This is a genomic window from Chryseobacterium sp. Leaf404, assembly GCF_001424145.1.
GTDB lineage: Bacteria > Bacteroidota > Bacteroidia > Flavobacteriales > Weeksellaceae > Chryseobacterium.
On the sequence record NZ_LMQM01000010.1, the window covers coordinates 13,170 to 31,208 of the forward strand.

Genomic DNA, 18,039 nt, shown 5'->3' on the forward strand with positions numbered 1-18,039 from the left:
ATGAAAATAGCAGTAATGCAACCTTATTTTTTTCCATATATAGGATATTTTTCGTTAATACATTCTGTTGAGCATTTCATGTTTTTTGATGATGTACAATACATAAAAAAATCCTGGATGTCCAGAAACCGATTGTTAAATATTGAAAAAGAGCAACCATATTTCGTTAGACCAACACTTATCAAGCCGGATTATAAAGCATTATTTACTACTGTGAAATTAGATAATTCTGATAATTGGAAAATCAAAATAATCGAACAGTTAAATGGGTACAAGAATAAAGCCCCTTTTTTCAATCAGGTCAAAGTATTGGTTGAAGAGATTTTAGAAAAAGATTGCGAGTATTTAACAACTTTTAATATTGATTCTACAATTACAATAAGCAAAGCACTAAGGTGCAAAACTAAGTTTGACAAATATACCGACCATAATTTTTGGTTTGATGTAAAGCCTGAGGAAGGAGACTGGGGAAGAGTAATAGCACATGAAATTGGCGCTACACACTATATAAATTCGCCGGGTGGTGAATCATTTATATTTCCCGAAAAATTCTCTGAATTAAATATAAAATTAGGATTTATTCAACCGCAGTTAAGACAGTATAATCAATTAACGAAGACATTTCTGCCAGGTCTTTCCATTATAGATGTGCTGTTATTCAATGGATTGGAAGAAACATCTGCAATGATTTCAGAATATAACATCGAATGGAAAAATTAAACCAAGCAATTGGTGGGTATTTTGAGCTGGACCTTAATGAAGGATCAGAATATTATCCTGATGCAATAGCTTTAAATACAGCTAGAAACGCTTTAGAATACATTTTGAAAGCTGAAAAATATGAAAAAGTCTTTATTCCGTTTTTTACATGCGACGTCGTCTTAGAGCCATTTCATAAATTAAATATCGATTTTGAATTTTATACGATCGATAATAATTTAGAACCGGTATTCGATTATGGAGTGCTCTCTGAAAATCAATGTTTTCTGTACACTAACTATTTTGGAATTAAAGATGCTTTTTGCGACGAACTGTCAAAAAAAATTAAAAATCTAATTGTTGACAATGCACAGGCTTTTTATGCGAAGCCGATAAAAAACGTTTCGACATTTTATTCTCCCAGAAAGTTTTTTGGGGTTAGTGATGGCTCATACCTTTACACTAGTAAAAAGTTAACTGATAGTTTTGAACAGGACATTTCCTTTGAGCGTATGTCACATTTGCTAACCAGAGCTGATACAAATGCAGAATATGGATACCAAAAATTTGTTGAAAATGACAGGATTTTAATAGGAGAACCTATAAAAAAAATGTCTGTACTTACAAAAAAAATATTGCAGTCGGTTGATTATGAGATCGCCAAGAATACGCGACTCGAAAATTTTAAATATTTGCACAAAGCGCTTAGAGACTTTAATTTACTTGATATCAATATTTCAAGTGAAAGTGTTCCCATGGTTTATCCGCTTTGGGCAAATAGCGGGTTGCGAAAGAAACTGTTGGAGAATCGAATATATGTGGCAAAGTATTGGCCCAATGTACATAATTGGTGTACTGCAGATAGTCTCGAATTTCAACTGACAGAGCATTTAATACACCTACCAATTGACCAGAGATATGGAAGGGAAGAGATGGATTTAATATTAAAAATTATAAGGTGAATATTTTAATAAGACCTTTGGAGGTCAAAGATGCTGCTGTATCATATAAATGGAGGAATGATGCTGATATTTGGAAATATACAGGCTCAAAACCAACTCTCGAAATAACAGAAATTATTGAAAGAGAATGGCTTATTAATACACTTCCGGATAAGACAAAATCAAGATTTGCTATAATAGTAGATGGTAATTATGTCGGAAACGTTCAACTAACAGATATTGTTTCTGAACAAAGTGCAGAATATCATATTTTTTTGGGCGAGAAAAATTTTTGGGGCAAAGGTGTGGCAGCAGAAGCAACGTATCAGATTCTTACCTATGCAAAAGAGTCGCTACGTCTTTCTGAGGTTTATCTGAATGTAAAAAGTGAAAATACAGCTGCAATTAAATCCTACAAAAAAAGTGGCTTTAAAATAATTGATGACGACAGTGAATCATTAAAAATGGTTTGTAAACTTGAGGAATTACCACCTCCGGTTGTAAGCATATTTTGTATGGTTTACAACCATGAAAAATTCTTAAAACAGACGTTGGACGGTTTTTTAATGCAAAACACCAATTTCAATACTTTAATAGTAATTGGTGAAGATTGTTCAACTGATAATTCAAGAAAAGTTCTTCTGGATTATTCAAATAAATATCCGGGAAAGTTTAAGATACTGTTGCATGACAAAAATATCGGAGCTAATGCAAATCAGCAGATTATTTTAGAAAATTGTAGAGGTAAATATGTTGCAATGTGTGAAGGAGATGATTACTGGACAGATCCGTTAAAACTGCAGAAGCAGATTGATTTTTTAGAAGAAAACTCCCAATATGTTATGTGCTTTCATAAAGTTAATGTTTTGAAAACCGATGGAGAAATAGTTGAAGATTTTTTGACTAAAGTTCCGGAAAAATACCAGGAAAGGGGGACACTTTTGGTAAAAGGAAATTATATACATACCCCGTCAGTTGTATTTAGGAATAATCTCATCAAGATCCCAGATATTTTTTATGAATCCCCGTTAGGTGATTTTTTAATATATGTTTTACTCACGGAATATGGGAAAATTGGTTATATACACGAGTCTATGGCGGTGTACCGGCATAATGTAGGCGTATTAAGAAAAACGGTTGATAATACTTTTAAGAATGCGCTGAAAATGAATCTAATCATGTTAAAGATTGTAGATAGCGAAGAAGATAATAAAATCGTAATAAAAAGAATTATAGATTTTGTTTTTCAATATATATTAAATTTACCATTGAATGTATTAAAAAACAATTTAAAAAACGTTCCGGTAAGGTTTCTCAGAAGATATTTAAAAAGACATTAAATTGAGGTATTAAAGAAGACGGTGAAGCGCTTTCAATACTTAAAAGTTCAAAAGTAATTCTTTTTGAGGCTTCTGTAAAAGAGAAAGTTTTGTTTTTAGTACCGTTAATGCGTTAATAAATTATCAGAGCTGATAAAAATCAAAAAAACTGATTGTAAACATCTCCAGAGAATTTGTAATCCGGGAATATATTACACTTTAAAAGATTAAATATGAAATTTGTTTTTGTTGTCCTACATTATTTAAGTTTTGAGGATACTTCTGAGTGCGTCAATTCAATTTTGACAAATGTAGAGTATTCAAATTATTCAATTGTTATTGTCGACAATGCCTCTCCTAATGACAGCAAATTTAGATTATCGCAGTTATATAATGGCAATATTAAGGTAACTTTATTAGAAAGTAATGATAACGTTGGTTTTGCAAAAGGCAACAATGTTGGCTTTCAGTATGCAAAGAATAAACTAGGGGCAGATTATATCATTTTAATAAATAATGATACTCTTATTGAACAGAAAGATTTTTTGAGCAATCTTATCAATATACACGAACGCACACATTTTAATATTCTAGGACCAGATATTGTTTCTACAAAAGATTTTTTACATCAAAATCCGCAAAGATTGGATGGCTTTTCGTATGCTGAATTAAAGTCTTTTATATTAAAATTGCAAATACTACGAGTTTTCAATTTTTTACGGGTAGAAAATTTATATGTAAAGATTAAGTCGTTGCTTCTGAGTAAAGAAGGAACTAATGGTTACGCAGGTGTTGACGATTGGAGACTAGAAAGGTTTAATGTGCAACTGCACGGTGCCTGTCTAATCTTTGATCCAATTTATGTGAAGAAATATAAGGGCTTGTATAGTGAAACATTCATGTATTGTGAAGAAGACATTCTAACCTTTGTAGCAGAAATTGAAAAGTTAAAAATTGTGTATTCGCCACATGCACAAATACTTCATAAAGAGGCATCTGCTACCGAAAAAACTTATGGTACAAATCGAAAAAAAAAAGCATTTATTTACAGAAATGTGCTGAGGTCTTTTAAGTTGCTTGTAAAACTAAGAGATGATAATTCTTTAGTGAGAGAAAATCTGATTGAGAAAAGTAGTAATTAAGTAATTTCTAAGAAGTTATTTAAAACTAAAATTTAGTACTTACCCACTATCTTAATTTACACTTTATATTTTATTTTAGATTAAAATAAGAAATTAGTATTATACTTTCTTTTTCCGATAAAAAACATCAGAATGGGTAAATATTTCAATCGGTTAAAAAAAAGATTGTGCATTAAAAGAAAATTAAATTATGATTTACATATTACTTGGATTAGTAATAATATTTATTGCGTATTTTGAAGTTTTCATTAAACAAAAATTCTCATCAAAGACGGTTTTAGGTTTTCTATGTGTGGTGCTGATATTATTCGCAGGATTAAGAAATAAAGTAGGCACAGACTGGAACTCGTATTACGAGTTTTATCAGTTGGGCGTTACTAATGTTGAAATCGGTTACGCAGAATTAAATAATTTTTTTCGGGGATTAGAAATTCATTATAACATATTTCTGATCATTCTAAATTCATTCTCGCTGTGGTTGATGTTTCAGTTTTTTAATAAAAATTCAGAATATAAAATAATTGCACTACTTATTTTCTTTTCTGATTTATTTCTATATTTTAATTTGAGTGGAATTCGTCAGGCAATTGCAACATCAATTACATGTTTTGCTTTTATCTATGCTAACAATCGTAAATACTACAGGTTTTTTATTTGTATTCTCATCGCCATGTTATTTCACTTGAGTGCCATTATATTTGCATTAGCATACTTTGTTCCCAGAACCAAATTAAAAATAAAACATTACGGAATTCTTTTAGTAGGTTTTTTAATGCTATCTCTTTCTTTTAGTTTTCTGACCGATTTCATAACTGCCAACACACAAAAAAATGCCGATGTCTATGTAAATGCTCTTGAAAATAGTTCAAATCTGCCAAAACTCTTTGCAATAGGTATATTAAAGCGCGTAGTTATAATTATTGTGGTTATTTACTTTTCTAAAAGTTTTTTTGTAAATAAATTTAGACATTATATTTTCAATATTTATTTATTTGGTTTCGCATTTTATTGCAGCACCTATTTAATATCACCAGACATCGGAGTTAGAATGAGTAGCTATTTTACTATTTTCGACACAATAGTTGCAGGAAATTTAATTATGGCACTCAAAAAAACCAGTGAAAGAATTATTATTGTTACTGTATTTTCTGCTATTGCTATTTATAAGCTGATGGGTTATATGGACAATGAATATTATATATATAATACAATTTTTTAAAAGAAGAAGTATGAAAATAATGTTTTATTTTAATTCAATGGCTCCGGCAGGCGGGATTGAGAGAGTGATATCGAAACATATTAAATTTTTAGCATTGGAGAACGAAGTTATTTTGTTGACAAATGATAGCAAACCCTCTTTTTACGATCTTCCAAATAATATTGTTCTCGATAATATAGAAGAAGTTTCGGAACTGAATATGAAATCTAGGGTTGCAAGATTCTATCAGATTTTTAAATCAATATTTCGTTCTTCATCTAAATTAAGAAATAAAATAAAATTACATAAGCCTGAAGTAATTTATGTAGCATCACCTTTAAACCTTTTGAAAATTTTTCTCGCAAATAAAAAATCTCATAATCTTTTGGTGACTGAACATGCATCGTTTAATGCTTATAATTTAATTTACAAATTAATTGTCAGGATATTATATGGAAAAGTTGGTCTTTTAACAGTACCTACTATAGATGATTCTAAGTTTTATGATTCAATAGGTATATCGAATATTTATCTTCCAAACCCACTGTCATTTTATCCGTCAAAGCATTCAACTCTTGATAGTAAAATAGTTTTGAACGTAGGCAGATTTACTGAAGATAAACAACACCATATTCTCATAAAATCATGGAAGCTAACAAATCAAAGGATTAATGGATGGAAATTACATATTTACGGTAAAGGAGAAAATGAGCAAGAAATAAAGAGATTAATAGAGGAATTGGATCTTGCTGAATCTGTATTTATTTTCCCACCAACTAAAGCAATTGAGGAAAAATTCATTGAGTCATCTATATTTGCACTTTCTTCAAGAACAGAGGGCTTTGGACTTGTATTGGCTGAAGCTATGGCCTGTGGAGTTCCATGTGTATCATTTGACTGCCCGACTGGGCCCAAAGATATAATTCTAAACGAAGTGAACGGCTTGCTCATCGAGCAAAATAATAAAAAATCATTTGCTGAAGCTTTAGATATTTTAATGAGTGATCGAGATTTACGGATAAAGTATGGAGCTCAAGCAAGACTAGACATTAAAAAGTTTGATGAAAAAATCGTTGGATATAAACTTAACGATTTAATTAATAAAAATTTTAAAAAAAATTAAGTGAAAATATCTGTAATAATACCTGTTTATAACGCGTCAAATACTGTCGAGAAAAGTATTTTATCTGTGTTGAATCAAACTTATCAAGGGGATTTAGAAATAATTGCAGTCAATGATGGGTCTAGAGATAACAGCTTGGCAATTTTAGAAAAACTGGAGTTAGGTTTAAAAAATTCTCGTTTTTCTTTTTTTATCGTTGATCAAGAAAATGGAGGAGTTTCAAAAGCAAGAAATGCAGGTATGAGAGTTTCTACTGGAGATTTTATTGCTTTATTAGACTCCGATGACGAGTGGCATCCAGAAAAATTAGAGAAGCAAATTGAAATATTTTTGCAAGGAAAAAATGTTGATTTTTTAGGATGTGGTAGAAATAATGAGGAACTGCGTATTTTTGGAAGAAAAATTACTTCACTACATAAAGCTACAGTAAAAGAATTATTAATAAAGATGTTTCCGCAAACCTCTACTGCTATATTTACTAGAGATGTTTATATGAGAAATGGCGGTTATAATGAAAATATGACGCATGGTGAAGATGGTGAATTTTGGATACGTATTTGCGCTAATTCTGATTTTTACTATTTACCCGAGTCGCTAGTTGTCACTGGTGACGGTAAGCCAAGTTTTGGCCATAGTGGTTTGTCCGCGAATCTAGAAGCAATGCAGGAAGGTAATGAGTATATAATTAAGTTAGCTCTTAAAAATAAGCTAATAGGTCATGGTTTTTATTCATTCTTATTGTTATTCTACAGAATTAAATATTATAGAAGAATTATTATCACTCAACTTAGATAAAATGTTATATAAAATTTATTGGGGAGTAGTAGCGTTATGCTATGCGCCATTCTTTAAAAAGTTTAGTTTTCCATCGCATATTGGTGTTCCAATATTCACATATGGTTTACGTAGTGTTTCAATTCATAAAAGAGTTAGAATTATGCCAGGCGTAAGGATTGAAACTCATAAAAATGGGACAATAGTTATTGAAGAAGATGTTTCAATAGGACAAAATTTTCATATAACATCAGCAGGTAACTTAACTGTGGGCAAGAATACAACAATCTCAGGAAATGTATTTGTGACCAATATAGATCATGAATATACTGAAATAAATGTCCATATTTTAGATCAGCCAATGATTATCAAAGAAACAAAAATTGGTTCGAACTGTTTTCTTGGATTTGGAGTTGCAATTCAGGCAGGAACAGTGTTAGGAAACCATTGTGTTGTGGGAGCAAGTTCTGTTGTTCGTGGGATCTTTCCTGACTATTCCGTTATTGTTGGCATACCTGCTCGAGTAGTTAAACGATACAATGTAGAAACCTTAAAGTGGGAAAAAACAAATGCTGACGGGTCATTCTTAAATATTTAAATAAACTTAATGAAAAACATACTTATTACCGGAGGAGCCGGCTTTATCGGTTCCAATTTGGCTTTAAAATTAATTACTAAAGGCTATACAGTTACCGTTTTAGATAATCTTTCACCACAGATTCATGGTGAAAATCCAAAAGAAACATCACCTTTATTTTTAAGCATCAAAGATAAAGTAAAATTCATCGAAGGTACCGTTACCAACATCGAAGATTGGAAAAAAGCTTTAGACGGTCAGGATGCTATCGTACATTACGCCGCTGAAACAGGAACCGGGCAATCGATGTATGAAGTACAGAAATATGTGGATGTGAATGTAAACGGAACTTCATTAATGCTTGATTTGCTGGTAAATGGCGAATATAATGTGAAAAAAGTAGTGGTGGCATCATCTCGCTCCATTTATGGGGAAGGAAAATACATCAGCACAGAATTAGGAGCTGTTTATCCCAAACACAGAGTTGCAGATGATATGGACAAAGGTGATTTTGAACCCAATTATGCAGGTGCATCTGAACTTACATTAGTTGCAACCGATGAAGATTCCAAAATTCATCCATCATCTGTGTACGGAATTACCAAGCAAAATCAGGAACAAATGGTTCTTACAGTTTGTCCGACAATTGGCATTGCGGGCGTAGCATTTCGTTATCAGAATGTTTACGGACCGGGACAGTCACTTAAAAATCCATATACGGGAATTCTCTCGATATTCTCTACTCAGATCAAAAACGGAAACGGGATCAATATTTTTGAAGACGGGAAAGAGAGTCGTGACTTTGTATTCATTGATGATGTTGTAGATGCTACAATTTTAGGATTGGAAAAGGAAGAAGCCAATAATCAGGTTTTTAATGTTGGTACGGGCATCGCAACAGACGTCATCACAGTTGCCAAGTCATTATCTAAAAACTACGGGGTTGAAGTTCCTATTACCATTTCTGGCAACTACAGATTGGGTGATATCCGTCATAATTTTGCTGATCTTACAAAAATCAATTCTGCACTGGGATTTTCACCAAAATTTAGTTTTGAAGAAGGCCTTCAACAATTTACAGATTGGGTAAACACTCAGGAAGTGCAGGAAGATAAATATCAAAAATCTATTGATGAGATGAAGGCTAAAGGTTTATACAAATAATTTTTGCATAAACTATCGTAACTTGATCAGATTAAATTAAATTGGAAAAAACGTGATTCTTAAAGATAAAATATCAGGAAAAAAAATACTTTTTTTCTCTGTACAGACTTTTAACCTCGAAAAAGAGATTAAAAATAAAATGGAAGAAAATGGAGCAATCGTTACCTACTATGATGAAAGGCCTTCGAACAGTAACTTTACAAAAGGAATTATTCGTTTGAAAAGAGATATTTACAAAAAAAAAATTGACAGTTATTATCAGGGCATTTTAGAGACAATAAAAGGTGAAACCTACGATTTCCTTTTTGTTAATCGGGGCGAAGTTGTAACCGAATATTTTTTAAAAGAATTCAGAAAACAACAACCATGTTGCGAAATGATTTTTTTTACCTGGGATTCTTTTACTAATCATACTCATCCTACAACTATCTTGCAGTATTTTGACAAGAGATTTACGTTTGACAGAGAAGACGCCGAAAAATTCAATATTGGTTTCAGGCCGTTGTTTTATTTAGACAAATACAAAAACATAAAAGAAGAGCAGATATCAAAACCAAAGTTTGATTTGTTATTTTTAGGAACAGCACATTCTGACCGTTATCTCATTAGTACGAAAGTTTCAGATTGGTGTGAAGAGAATGGCCTCAAGACATTTACTTATTACTATATGCACAGCAAAGCTGTATATTTATATCAAAAAACACTCGACAAAAGTTTCAAAGAATTTGATTATAAAAAACTTAGCTTCAAAAGCCTTTCTACCGATGAGATTGTTGCACTTTATCAGAACTCAAATGTAATTTTGGATATTAACCATCCTGGACAAAAGGGTCTTACAATGAGAACTTTTGAGGCAATTGGCGCAGGAAAAAAACTAATTACCACTAATTCGGAAGTTAAAAAATATCCGTTTTATAATCCGGCCAACTTTTATGTGATAGACAGAAATGATATTCAACTAGATGTTTCGTTTTTTCAATCAGATTATCAGCCAATTGATACAGATTTATACTTCAGAACTTCTATCGAAGGCTGGCTTTCAGATATTTTTCTGAAAGACGAAAAAAATGACTGGAAAAAAATAATGAATTCATTATGAAAATCACAATCACAGGATCCAGCGGTTTTGTCGGACAAAACCTTTTAACATACTTGGAGAGTGAAAATCACACAGTTCAATCATTATCGTTAAGAAATTCCTGGATTTTAGATAAGAATACCGATGCCGTCATTCACCTTGCAGGCAAGGCTCACGATACGGCAAATACTTCTGCAGCAGAAGATTATTTTAAAGTAAACACAGATTTAACCATTCAGCTTTTTGACGATTTTTTAAGTTCTGATTGTAGAGATTTTTTCTATTTCAGTTCTGTGAAAGCAACGGCAGATTCTGTCGATGGAGTTTTAGATGAAAATCACAACTCAGATCCAAAAACTCCTTACGGGAAATCAAAATTAGAGGCAGAAAACTATTTACGATCACGAAAATTACCTGAAAATAAAAGACTCTTCATCATTCGCCCATGTATGATTCATGGTCCCGGAAATAAAGGAAATCTTAATATTCTTTATAAAATTGTTGAAAAGGGAATTCCATGGCCACTGGCGGCTTTTGAGAATAATCGATCATTTTTAAGTATTGATAATCTCAATTTTTTGATAGGTCAGATGTTGGTTAATGAAGATTTACCATCCGGAATCTATAACTTTGCCGACGACAATGGTCTTTCTACTAACGATCTGATTAAAACTGTCAATAAGGCTCTCGATAAAAAATCAAGACTTTGGAAAATTTCAAAGCATTTAATCGAGAAAACTGCAATTCTGGGAGATAAATTGAAACTTCCGTTAAATTCGGAAAGACTTAAAAAGCTGACGGAATCTTACGAGGTAAGCAACCGAAAAATAAAATCTGCACTGGAAATTGAAAAACTTCCCCTTTCTGCAGAAGAAGGTCTTTTAAAAACCATCAAAAGTTTTAAAACAAAATAATTTAATATTTGAACTACGCATATGATACGCATATTTGATTTTCTTTTTTCATTCGTCGGACTTCTTTTTTTGTGGCCTGTTGGCGTAATCTTGTATATTATCGGCTTATTCGATACAGGATCCCCGATCTTTGTACAGGAAAGAGTAGGACGTTTTAAAAAACCTTTTAAGCTTTTGAAATTTCGTACAATGCCCGTAAACACAAAATCTGTTGCTACCCATCTTTCTAAAGATATCACAATCACAAAATTCGGAAGTTTCCTTCGTAAATCTAAGCTTGATGAATTGCCTCAGCTTGTGAATGTTTTACTTGGAGATATGAGCCTTGTAGGCCCAAGACCCAATTTGTATAATCAAACTGAACTGATTGAGCAAAGAGATAAAAGAGGCGTGTACAATGCAGTACCAGGAATTACAGGTTTAGCACAGATCAATGAGATTGACATGTCTACGCCGGTTGAATTGGCAGAGAAAGATGCAGAGATGCTTAAAAGTTTAACGATATCAGATTATTTTAGCTATATATTTTCAACAGTAGGAGGAAAAGGTCAGGGAGACAGAATAAAAAAATAGTTTTTTCTTTTTTTAAGCTATAAATATTTATTCCTTATTTTTGATTTTCAATCTACACTGTTGATGAAGAATAAAATTTGGCTTTCTCCACCTCACATGTCAGGCAATGAAATTTCTTTCATTGAAGATGCCTTAGAAAAGAACTGGGTGACTTCTATGGGGGAAAATATTGATGAATTTGAACAATCACTTTCACTATTTTTAAAAAATGATGTTAGAATTTGTGCTTTAAATTCTGCAACTTCTGCAATACATCTATCATTGATAATGCTGGGTGTACTTGCTGGTGATGAAGTGATAACATCCACTTTCAGTTTTTGCGCTTCTGCAAACCCAATTACTTACTGCGGTGCAACTCCAATTTTCATAGACTCAGAAAAAGAAACTTGGAATATGTGTCCGGTAGCTTTGGAAGAAGCGATTTCAGACAGAATCTCAAAAGGTAAAAAACCAAAAGCGATAATCGTAGTTCATCTTTATGGAATGCCTGCAAAAATGGATCAGATCATTTCAATTGCAGGGAAATATGAAATTGCTGTTATTGAAGACGCAGCTGAGGCATTAGGTTCACTTTACAAAGGAAAACCATGCGGTACCTTCGGACGCTTCGGTATTTTATCTTTTAATGGAAATAAAATCATTACGACTTCGGGTGGAGGAGCCTTGGTTTGTCATTCGCAGGAAGATAAAGACAAAGCGGTGTTCCTTTCCACTCAGGCGAGAGATAATGCTCCTCATTACCAACATTCGCAGATTGGGTACAATTACCGCATGAGCAACATTGTAGCAGGAATTGGCCGCGGACAGATGGAAGTTCTGAATGACAGAGTGGAAGCGCGCAGAAAAATGCATGATTTTTACGTAGACATCTTCAAAGATATTGATGGAGTGGTGGTCTTTTCTGAACCTTCAGAAGATTATTTTTCCAATCATTGGTTATCTGTCATCGAAATTGATGAAACTGTTGCCGGGAAAAACAGGGAAGGGCTTCGTCTGGCATTCCTTGAAGATCACATAGAATCCCGTCCGCTATGGAAGCCTATGCATTTGCAGCCGGTTTTCCAGGATTCACCTTTTTATGGGGGAAAAGTATCTGAAACCTTATTTGAAAACGGTTTGTGTTTGCCCTCAGGGTCTAACCTGAACGATGAGGAGCGAAACCGAATTGAAAAGGTAATCAGAACATTTTTTGAAATATAGAAGTTAAGTTTTTTCTTGCTAAGTTGTGCTGCAACCCCAGCGAACTAAGGTATAGCGTGACGGTTATTAGAGCCTTGTCAAAATGTTTTAAAAACAGATTTTTATTAACTTTTTTCTTTTCCTCAAATTTAAAGAGAGTAAAAAAGCTACAGAAATTCATTAAAATTACATGATTTGGGACTGGCGGAATTAATTTTCATCAGATTTAAAGAGACTCTTATTGAAAAATAAAGTATTTAAAAGGATAAGTCTACTATTGAGGAAAATTGTATATGTCTTTTCCCACATCTTTAAAAGTAAGTGAGATAATATAGTTTTCCACAATTTTCAGTATACGCCGTTCTGTAACAGTTGTTGATCATTTAATAAAATTGCATGACATCAGGATTAAAAACATCAATGAAAAACAAATTAGCAATCTTCATCATCATTATTCATTCGGTATTCCTGAAAGCCCAGACGGAAGTGAAAGTCAATACTTTATTTCTCCCGGTTGGAGTTGTAAATGCAGCGTCTGAACAGAAATTAACCAAACATATTACCGTACAGGAAGAACTTTTTATCTCCCCATGGAAATCTGTTTCCGGAAGACATCTGCAGATCTATATGGCAACTTTGGAGGGTAGGTATTACTTTACAGAATCCATGAAAAAATGGTATGTAGGTGCTTATTTCTCGGTGGCAAATTTTAATCTTCAAAAATGGAACTACTGGAACGATATGGTGGTTCTGGATGAAAATGATCAACCGGAAATTCTTGCAGATGGCTCCACACGCGTAACCAGTCGCTATCAAAAAGGATATTCTTTCATATTCGGAATCAGCGGAGGATATCACTTTATAATCAACCAAAAATTAGGTTTGGATATTTTTGCCGGGATCGGCTCATCACAAGGTCTGTATAAAGGTTATTTCAAAGACAATAATCAAAGGTACGATCAGCCACACGGCTGGAACAAAAGTGGTGAAATCATCCCAACAAGAGGAGGATTGATGCTCACCTACAAACTGTAAACTGCAGTTTTTCAGTTTCTGTCTCAATTCTTCCGGTTAAATGACTTTAATGGGGGAAAATTGCTGCCTCGTTTTCAGACAAATTTGAAAAGAATTCAGACAGTCTGATGAAAATCCATAATTGAATTACCGTGATTTAGAGTAAAATTGAAACTTTAAACGAATTATCTATTGACAGAATATTTTGACCGGAAAAACTACAATATAGAATTGATGTCATAATTTGCGATCAGAATCAAAAGCAGAAAATCGATGTAATTCTGCTCAACTTCTTTCGGATTAACCAGTCTTCTTCTGTATTCGTATGAGCGCAGCGATTTACTCAGCCGTGCGTACTCTGTAAATTTTCTGTCTCTGAGGATTACGCGCCCGTTTCCTGTTTTGCCTTTGATTAGTATATTATCCAAAGTCCGGACTTTGATAATGGTTTCAAGCAGTTTTAAAGGAGCATTTTGATTTTCATGATAACGCTCGATAATATTAATTTTGAACGTACTGAAGATTAGATTATGAAAAACGATATTATGTGTTGATCCTTCAGTGTTGAGTTCGAGTTTGTATTCCATAAAAATTTCAATATATAAGTCAACTTACAAATGCTATGCCTGTCATAAGATTTGTTATCCGCAAAATCCGCTGACTTTCAGTCATGTTCTGCATATCCTTTTTCAGGGAGTTTACTGTATAGCTGTTTCAAGTCATAAATATACTAAATTCCGCAGGATTTCACAGCCTGAAAGTCCTGATAGTTTAAAATTCCTGAGATTAGTATGAATATATTCAAAGTTTGACTGCTATTGAAATATGATTTTTAAATGTTAATACAAATCAAAAGTTATTTATTAATATTTTTGCACGGTTTCTATTTGGTTCAAAATTAAGAGACAGGCACTGTTTTATTTCCTGTGTAATAATATTAACAGTTAATTTAAGCCTCAGATTTTAATTTATAAATAATAATCCTATTTTTGTGAAAATTTTAAACAGAATGATTGGTAAAAAATTCTTTATCTATGGTTTTGCAGCTGTTGTGACGGCATCATGCACAGCAAAGCAGGAGATCAATTACATGACTGATATAGACAATGTAACATTGGATAATGCTGTAAAAAACAGCCGCAGTACTTTGCAGCCTGGCGATCAGTTGGTAGTGAATATTTCTGCGCGCGATCTGGATGCAGTGAAGCCATTCAACCAAAACTATTCTTCATCTGCTACAGTGACTCAGTATTCTGCTCCCAGCTCAAACAGCTTGCCGCAGCAGCTTCCTGTTTCAGGACCAACCTATTTAGTAGATACAGATTACAACATTACATTTCCTCAGATTGGTAAAATCAGCGTAAGACAGGAAAATATCGAAACATTCAGGGATAAAATGACAGACCTGCTCAGTAAATACATCAAAGATCCTATCGTAGACGTAAAACTTACAAATTTTAAGGTGTCTTTTGCAGGAGAGGTTGCAAGGCCGGGTACCTATGTAATTCCCGACGGCAGTACAAGTATTTTATCAGCACTGGCACTGGCAGGAGATACTACCCCGTATGGCATCAGAACGAATGTTTTGCTTATCAGAAATGTAGACGGTGAAATTACGAAAAACAGAATTGATCTTACCAAATCAGATTTCATTAATTCTCCGTATTTTTACCTCAAACAAAATGATATTATCTACGTTCAGCCGAACGCCAACAGAGAGAAAGCAGCCAGGGTAGACCCAAATTTAGGTTTATATATCTCGGTATCATCAGTCGTAGCCTCGCTGGTTATCGGTATCATTTCTTTAACAAGAAGATAAACAGTGATAAAGTCAATGCTTTTTTGCGCTTGGGATATGCAGGTCAGAATGTGTAAAGTGGCCAATCAGCGTATGAAAAAATTAAAGTCTAAATATTAAACATAAAGAGTGGATCAAAATAATTTGCCTCAACATACCCAAAAAGATTCGATCAATTTAAGAGAAATTCTGAAACCTTACCTTTTCAAATGGTATTGGTTTGTTTTGGGAGTTATTATTACAGTGATTATCGCGTGGTTTTATCTCAGATACAGCATGCCTGTTTATGAAACTGAAGCGACACTGCTTATAAAGGAGGTTAAAAAATCTTCCGCTGGAGCACCGGAAATGTCTGTAATTTCAGAAATCGGAGGTATAGGGAGTATGGGAACCAATTCCGTAGATAACGAAATTGAAATTCTCAAGTCTAAAAAGCTGATGATGTCTATTGTGAAAGAGCTTAGTCTTGAGACGAACATTTTTTCTCAGGGAAAGATAAAAGAATATGAGCTCTATCACAATCAGGCACCTTTTATTGTGCGTGTCATCAGTGAAAAGGAAAACGGATCATATCCTTCCAAAGAAGTAATTGCGAGGGTAGAAAATGGGAAGATTATTCTTGAATGTGAAGATTTTAAAAAAAATATTGTCACAGATTTTAATAAAACATTAAAAATGCCTTTCGGGGTTATTATGTTTCAGAAAAATCCGAGGTTTGATGTAAAATACTGGAATGGATCTACCTACCGCCTCGCTTTCTCCTCTGCAATCAACAGAACCCGTGATCTTTTAAACATGCTTACTGTAGAACTTGTGAAAGATGAAGCTACAGTTTTAAAAATTGTAATGAATTATCCTGTACCCAGAAAAGCAGAGGATATACTGAACAGGCTTGCTGTAAACTATAACAGGGAAGCTATTTTAGATAAAAATTCAGAAGCTCAGAAGACTGCAGAGTTTATCGATGGCAGAGTGAAGCTTATAGGAGAAGAGCTGGGAAGAGTTGAAAATCAAAAAGAAGATTTTAAAGAGAAGAATAATATTACAGATATTACTTCAGAAGCAGAGCTTTCTCTTAAAGCTGCTGTAGATACAAGACAGACTCAGCTGGAAACTGAATCTCAGCTGGAACTTGTTAATAGTCTTTCAAATTATCTCAATAAACAGGGATCGTACCAGATACTGCCCCTGAATGTTGGTTTGGAAGATTCCAAAACATCAGCTGAAATAGGAACATACAATCAGCTGATCGCTGAAAGAAACAGACTCCTGGAAGGTTCTACTACACTAAACCCAGTAGTTCAGGATGTTACGAAACAGATTTCTGGCTTGCGTTCTTCCATTTCTGAAAGTTTAAATAAAAGCCGTGTGGCACTGCAAATCAAAAGGAGTGCTATTTTAGGTGAGCAGAACAGATTATCTGGTAAGATTTCCAGAGTTCCGGTACAGGAAAAACTGTTCAGAAGTATTGAAAGGCAGCAAACGATTAAGGAGGAGCTGTACCTTCTGTTGCTTCAGAAAAGAGAAGAAGCGGCAATTTCACTTGCTATCGCAGCACCAAAAGCACGAATTGTTGATGATGCACTTACCTCACCCGGACCAGTTTCGCCAAAGAGAGAAATAATTTATCTGGGAGCTTTGTTTTTAGGTCTTATCATTCCTTTTCTGTTTATTTACATCAATGATCTGTTAAATGATAAAGTACTTTCTAAACACGATCTGGAAAAGCTTACAGCCGGGAAACCTGTAATTGGTGAACTTCCCACTCTTATCAAAGGAGAGCCGGAACTTGTACAGCTCAATGATCTTTCACCCATGGCAGAGGCTTTCAGAATTTTAATTACCAACATTAATTTTATGTTGCCGAAAAATAAGAAAGGCAATGTGGTTTTTGTCACTTCAACCGTGAAAGGAGAAGGGAAGACTTTTGCGTCAGTAAATCTTGCGCTTACTCTGGCTACGCCGAGAAAAAAAGTAATTATCATTGGTTCTGATATCAGAAACCCGCAGTTGCAGAGGTATAATGATTCAAGAAAAGGACTTACAGGTCTTTCTGAATTTATGTATGATGAAACAATGGTTAAAGAATCAATTATTCACCAAACTACTTTTAATCCTTACTGTGACGTCATTTACTCAGGAGCTATCACACCAAATCCTACAGAATTACTGTCAAACGGAAGATATGAAGAACTGATAGAGTCTTTGAAGCCAGATTACGATTACATTATTCTGGATACAGCACCACTGATGCTCGTTACAGATTCATTCCTGATTGCAGATGTAGCAGATATGACGGTGTATGTTACCCGTTCCAATTACACAGAAAGAGAGCTTATCAGTTTCGCCAATGAGCAGATCGAACAGAAGAAAATAAAAAATGTTGCATTTGTTCTCAATGATGTAAACAAGAAAAACAGTGGCTATGGAAATAAGTATGGCTACGGTTACGGTGCAAAACAAAAAAGAACCTGGAGAGACTGGTTCAGAAATTAATAGAATGATATAAGTTCTGTAACATTTTATAAATACAGAACTACATAAAA

Annotated in this window: 17 protein-coding genes; 16 read left to right on the forward strand and 1 reads right to left on the reverse strand. The window is 33.6% G+C overall.

Going from position 1 to position 18,039, the window contains the following annotated elements:
• The 14 genes from ASG31_RS05725 to ASG31_RS05790 all read left to right on the forward strand — a co-directional run bounded on the left by ASG31_RS05725 (position 1) and on the right by ASG31_RS05790 (position 13,716).
• Positions 1 to 720: a WbqC family protein gene (locus ASG31_RS05725; RefSeq protein WP_056029081.1), complete on the forward strand. Its 720-nt coding sequence runs from the start codon at positions 1 to 3 to the stop codon at positions 718 to 720.
• Positions 708 to 1,661: a hypothetical protein gene (locus ASG31_RS05730; RefSeq protein ID WP_056029083.1), complete on the forward strand. Its 954-nt coding sequence runs from the start codon at positions 708 to 710 to the stop codon at positions 1,659 to 1,661. The genes ASG31_RS05725 and ASG31_RS05730 overlap by 13 nt, the downstream gene beginning before the upstream one ends.
• Positions 1,658 to 2,980: a GNAT family N-acetyltransferase gene (locus ASG31_RS05735; protein ID WP_056029085.1), complete on the forward strand. Its 1,323-nt coding sequence runs from the start codon at positions 1,658 to 1,660 to the stop codon at positions 2,978 to 2,980. Before ASG31_RS05730 ends, ASG31_RS05735 begins: the two co-directional genes overlap by 4 nt.
• A 212-nt stretch (positions 2,981 to 3,192) precedes the next feature.
• Complete coding sequence (locus ASG31_RS05740) at positions 3,193 to 4,101, forward strand: glycosyltransferase (RefSeq protein WP_056029087.1); 909 nt, start codon at positions 3,193 to 3,195, stop codon at positions 4,099 to 4,101.
• 190 nt (positions 4,102 to 4,291) lie between these two features.
• A complete protein-coding gene (locus tag ASG31_RS05745) occupies positions 4,292 to 5,320 on the forward strand; it encodes an EpsG family protein (RefSeq protein WP_056029089.1) in 1,029 nt (342 codons plus the stop codon).
• 10 nt (positions 5,321 to 5,330) lie between these two features.
• The gene (locus tag ASG31_RS05750; protein ID WP_157844447.1) at positions 5,331 to 6,422 is read left to right on the forward strand and encodes a glycosyltransferase family 4 protein; all 1,092 of its coding nucleotides are present in this window, start codon (positions 5,331 to 5,333) and stop codon (positions 6,420 to 6,422) included.
• Entirely contained in the window at positions 6,423 to 7,217 is a 795-nt protein-coding gene (locus ASG31_RS05755; protein WP_056029093.1) for a glycosyltransferase family 2 protein, read from the forward strand.
• 1 nt (position 7,218) lies between these two features.
• Positions 7,219 to 7,794 (forward strand): DapH/DapD/GlmU-related protein, encoded by a 576-nt coding sequence (locus ASG31_RS05760; RefSeq protein WP_056029095.1) that lies wholly within the window; start codon positions 7,219 to 7,221, stop codon positions 7,792 to 7,794.
• Between the two features lie 9 nt (positions 7,795 to 7,803).
• Positions 7,804 to 8,937, forward strand: coding sequence for an NAD-dependent epimerase/dehydratase family protein (locus ASG31_RS05765; protein WP_056029098.1), 1,134 nt, complete (start codon positions 7,804 to 7,806; stop codon positions 8,935 to 8,937).
• Positions 8,938 to 8,989: 52 nt separating this feature from the next.
• The gene (locus tag ASG31_RS05770; protein ID WP_117585820.1) at positions 8,990 to 10,036 is read left to right on the forward strand and encodes a lipopolysaccharide biosynthesis protein; all 1,047 of its coding nucleotides are present in this window, start codon (positions 8,990 to 8,992) and stop codon (positions 10,034 to 10,036) included.
• Positions 10,033 to 10,929 (forward strand): NAD-dependent epimerase/dehydratase family protein, encoded by an 897-nt coding sequence (locus ASG31_RS05775; RefSeq protein ID WP_185113197.1) that lies wholly within the window; start codon positions 10,033 to 10,035, stop codon positions 10,927 to 10,929. Before ASG31_RS05770 ends, ASG31_RS05775 begins: the two co-directional genes overlap by 4 nt.
• Before the next feature lie 21 nt (positions 10,930 to 10,950).
• On the forward strand, positions 10,951 to 11,502 hold the full coding sequence (locus ASG31_RS05780; RefSeq protein WP_056029102.1) for a sugar transferase: 552 nt from the start codon (positions 10,951 to 10,953) through the stop codon (positions 11,500 to 11,502).
• 63 nt (positions 11,503 to 11,565) lie between these two features.
• The gene (locus ASG31_RS05785; RefSeq protein ID WP_056029104.1) at positions 11,566 to 12,702 is read left to right on the forward strand and encodes a DegT/DnrJ/EryC1/StrS family aminotransferase; all 1,137 of its coding nucleotides are present in this window, start codon (positions 11,566 to 11,568) and stop codon (positions 12,700 to 12,702) included.
• Positions 12,703 to 13,101: 399 nt separating this feature from the next.
• Positions 13,102 to 13,716, forward strand: coding sequence for a DUF3575 domain-containing protein (locus ASG31_RS05790; protein WP_056031295.1), 615 nt, complete (start codon positions 13,102 to 13,104; stop codon positions 13,714 to 13,716).
• Positions 13,717 to 13,913: 197 nt separating this feature from the next.
• Here ASG31_RS05790 and ASG31_RS05795 read toward each other — a convergent pair whose 3' ends face one another.
• Positions 13,914 to 14,282 carry a hypothetical protein gene (locus ASG31_RS05795; RefSeq protein ID WP_056029106.1) on the reverse strand — a complete coding sequence of 123 codons (369 nt, stop codon included), beginning with the start codon at positions 14,280 to 14,282 and terminating at the stop codon, positions 13,914 to 13,916.
• Positions 14,283 to 14,686: 404 nt separating this feature from the next.
• Here ASG31_RS05795 and ASG31_RS05800 point away from each other — a divergent pair, with 404 nt between their 5' ends.
• Positions 14,687 to 15,514: a polysaccharide biosynthesis/export family protein gene (locus tag ASG31_RS05800; RefSeq protein ID WP_131725507.1), complete on the forward strand. Its 828-nt coding sequence runs from the start codon at positions 14,687 to 14,689 to the stop codon at positions 15,512 to 15,514.
• Between the two features lie 108 nt (positions 15,515 to 15,622).
• Positions 15,623 to 17,989: a GumC family protein gene (locus ASG31_RS05805; protein WP_056029110.1), complete on the forward strand. Its 2,367-nt coding sequence runs from the start codon at positions 15,623 to 15,625 to the stop codon at positions 17,987 to 17,989.
• The last annotated feature ends 50 nt before the right edge of the window (positions 17,990 to 18,039 follow it).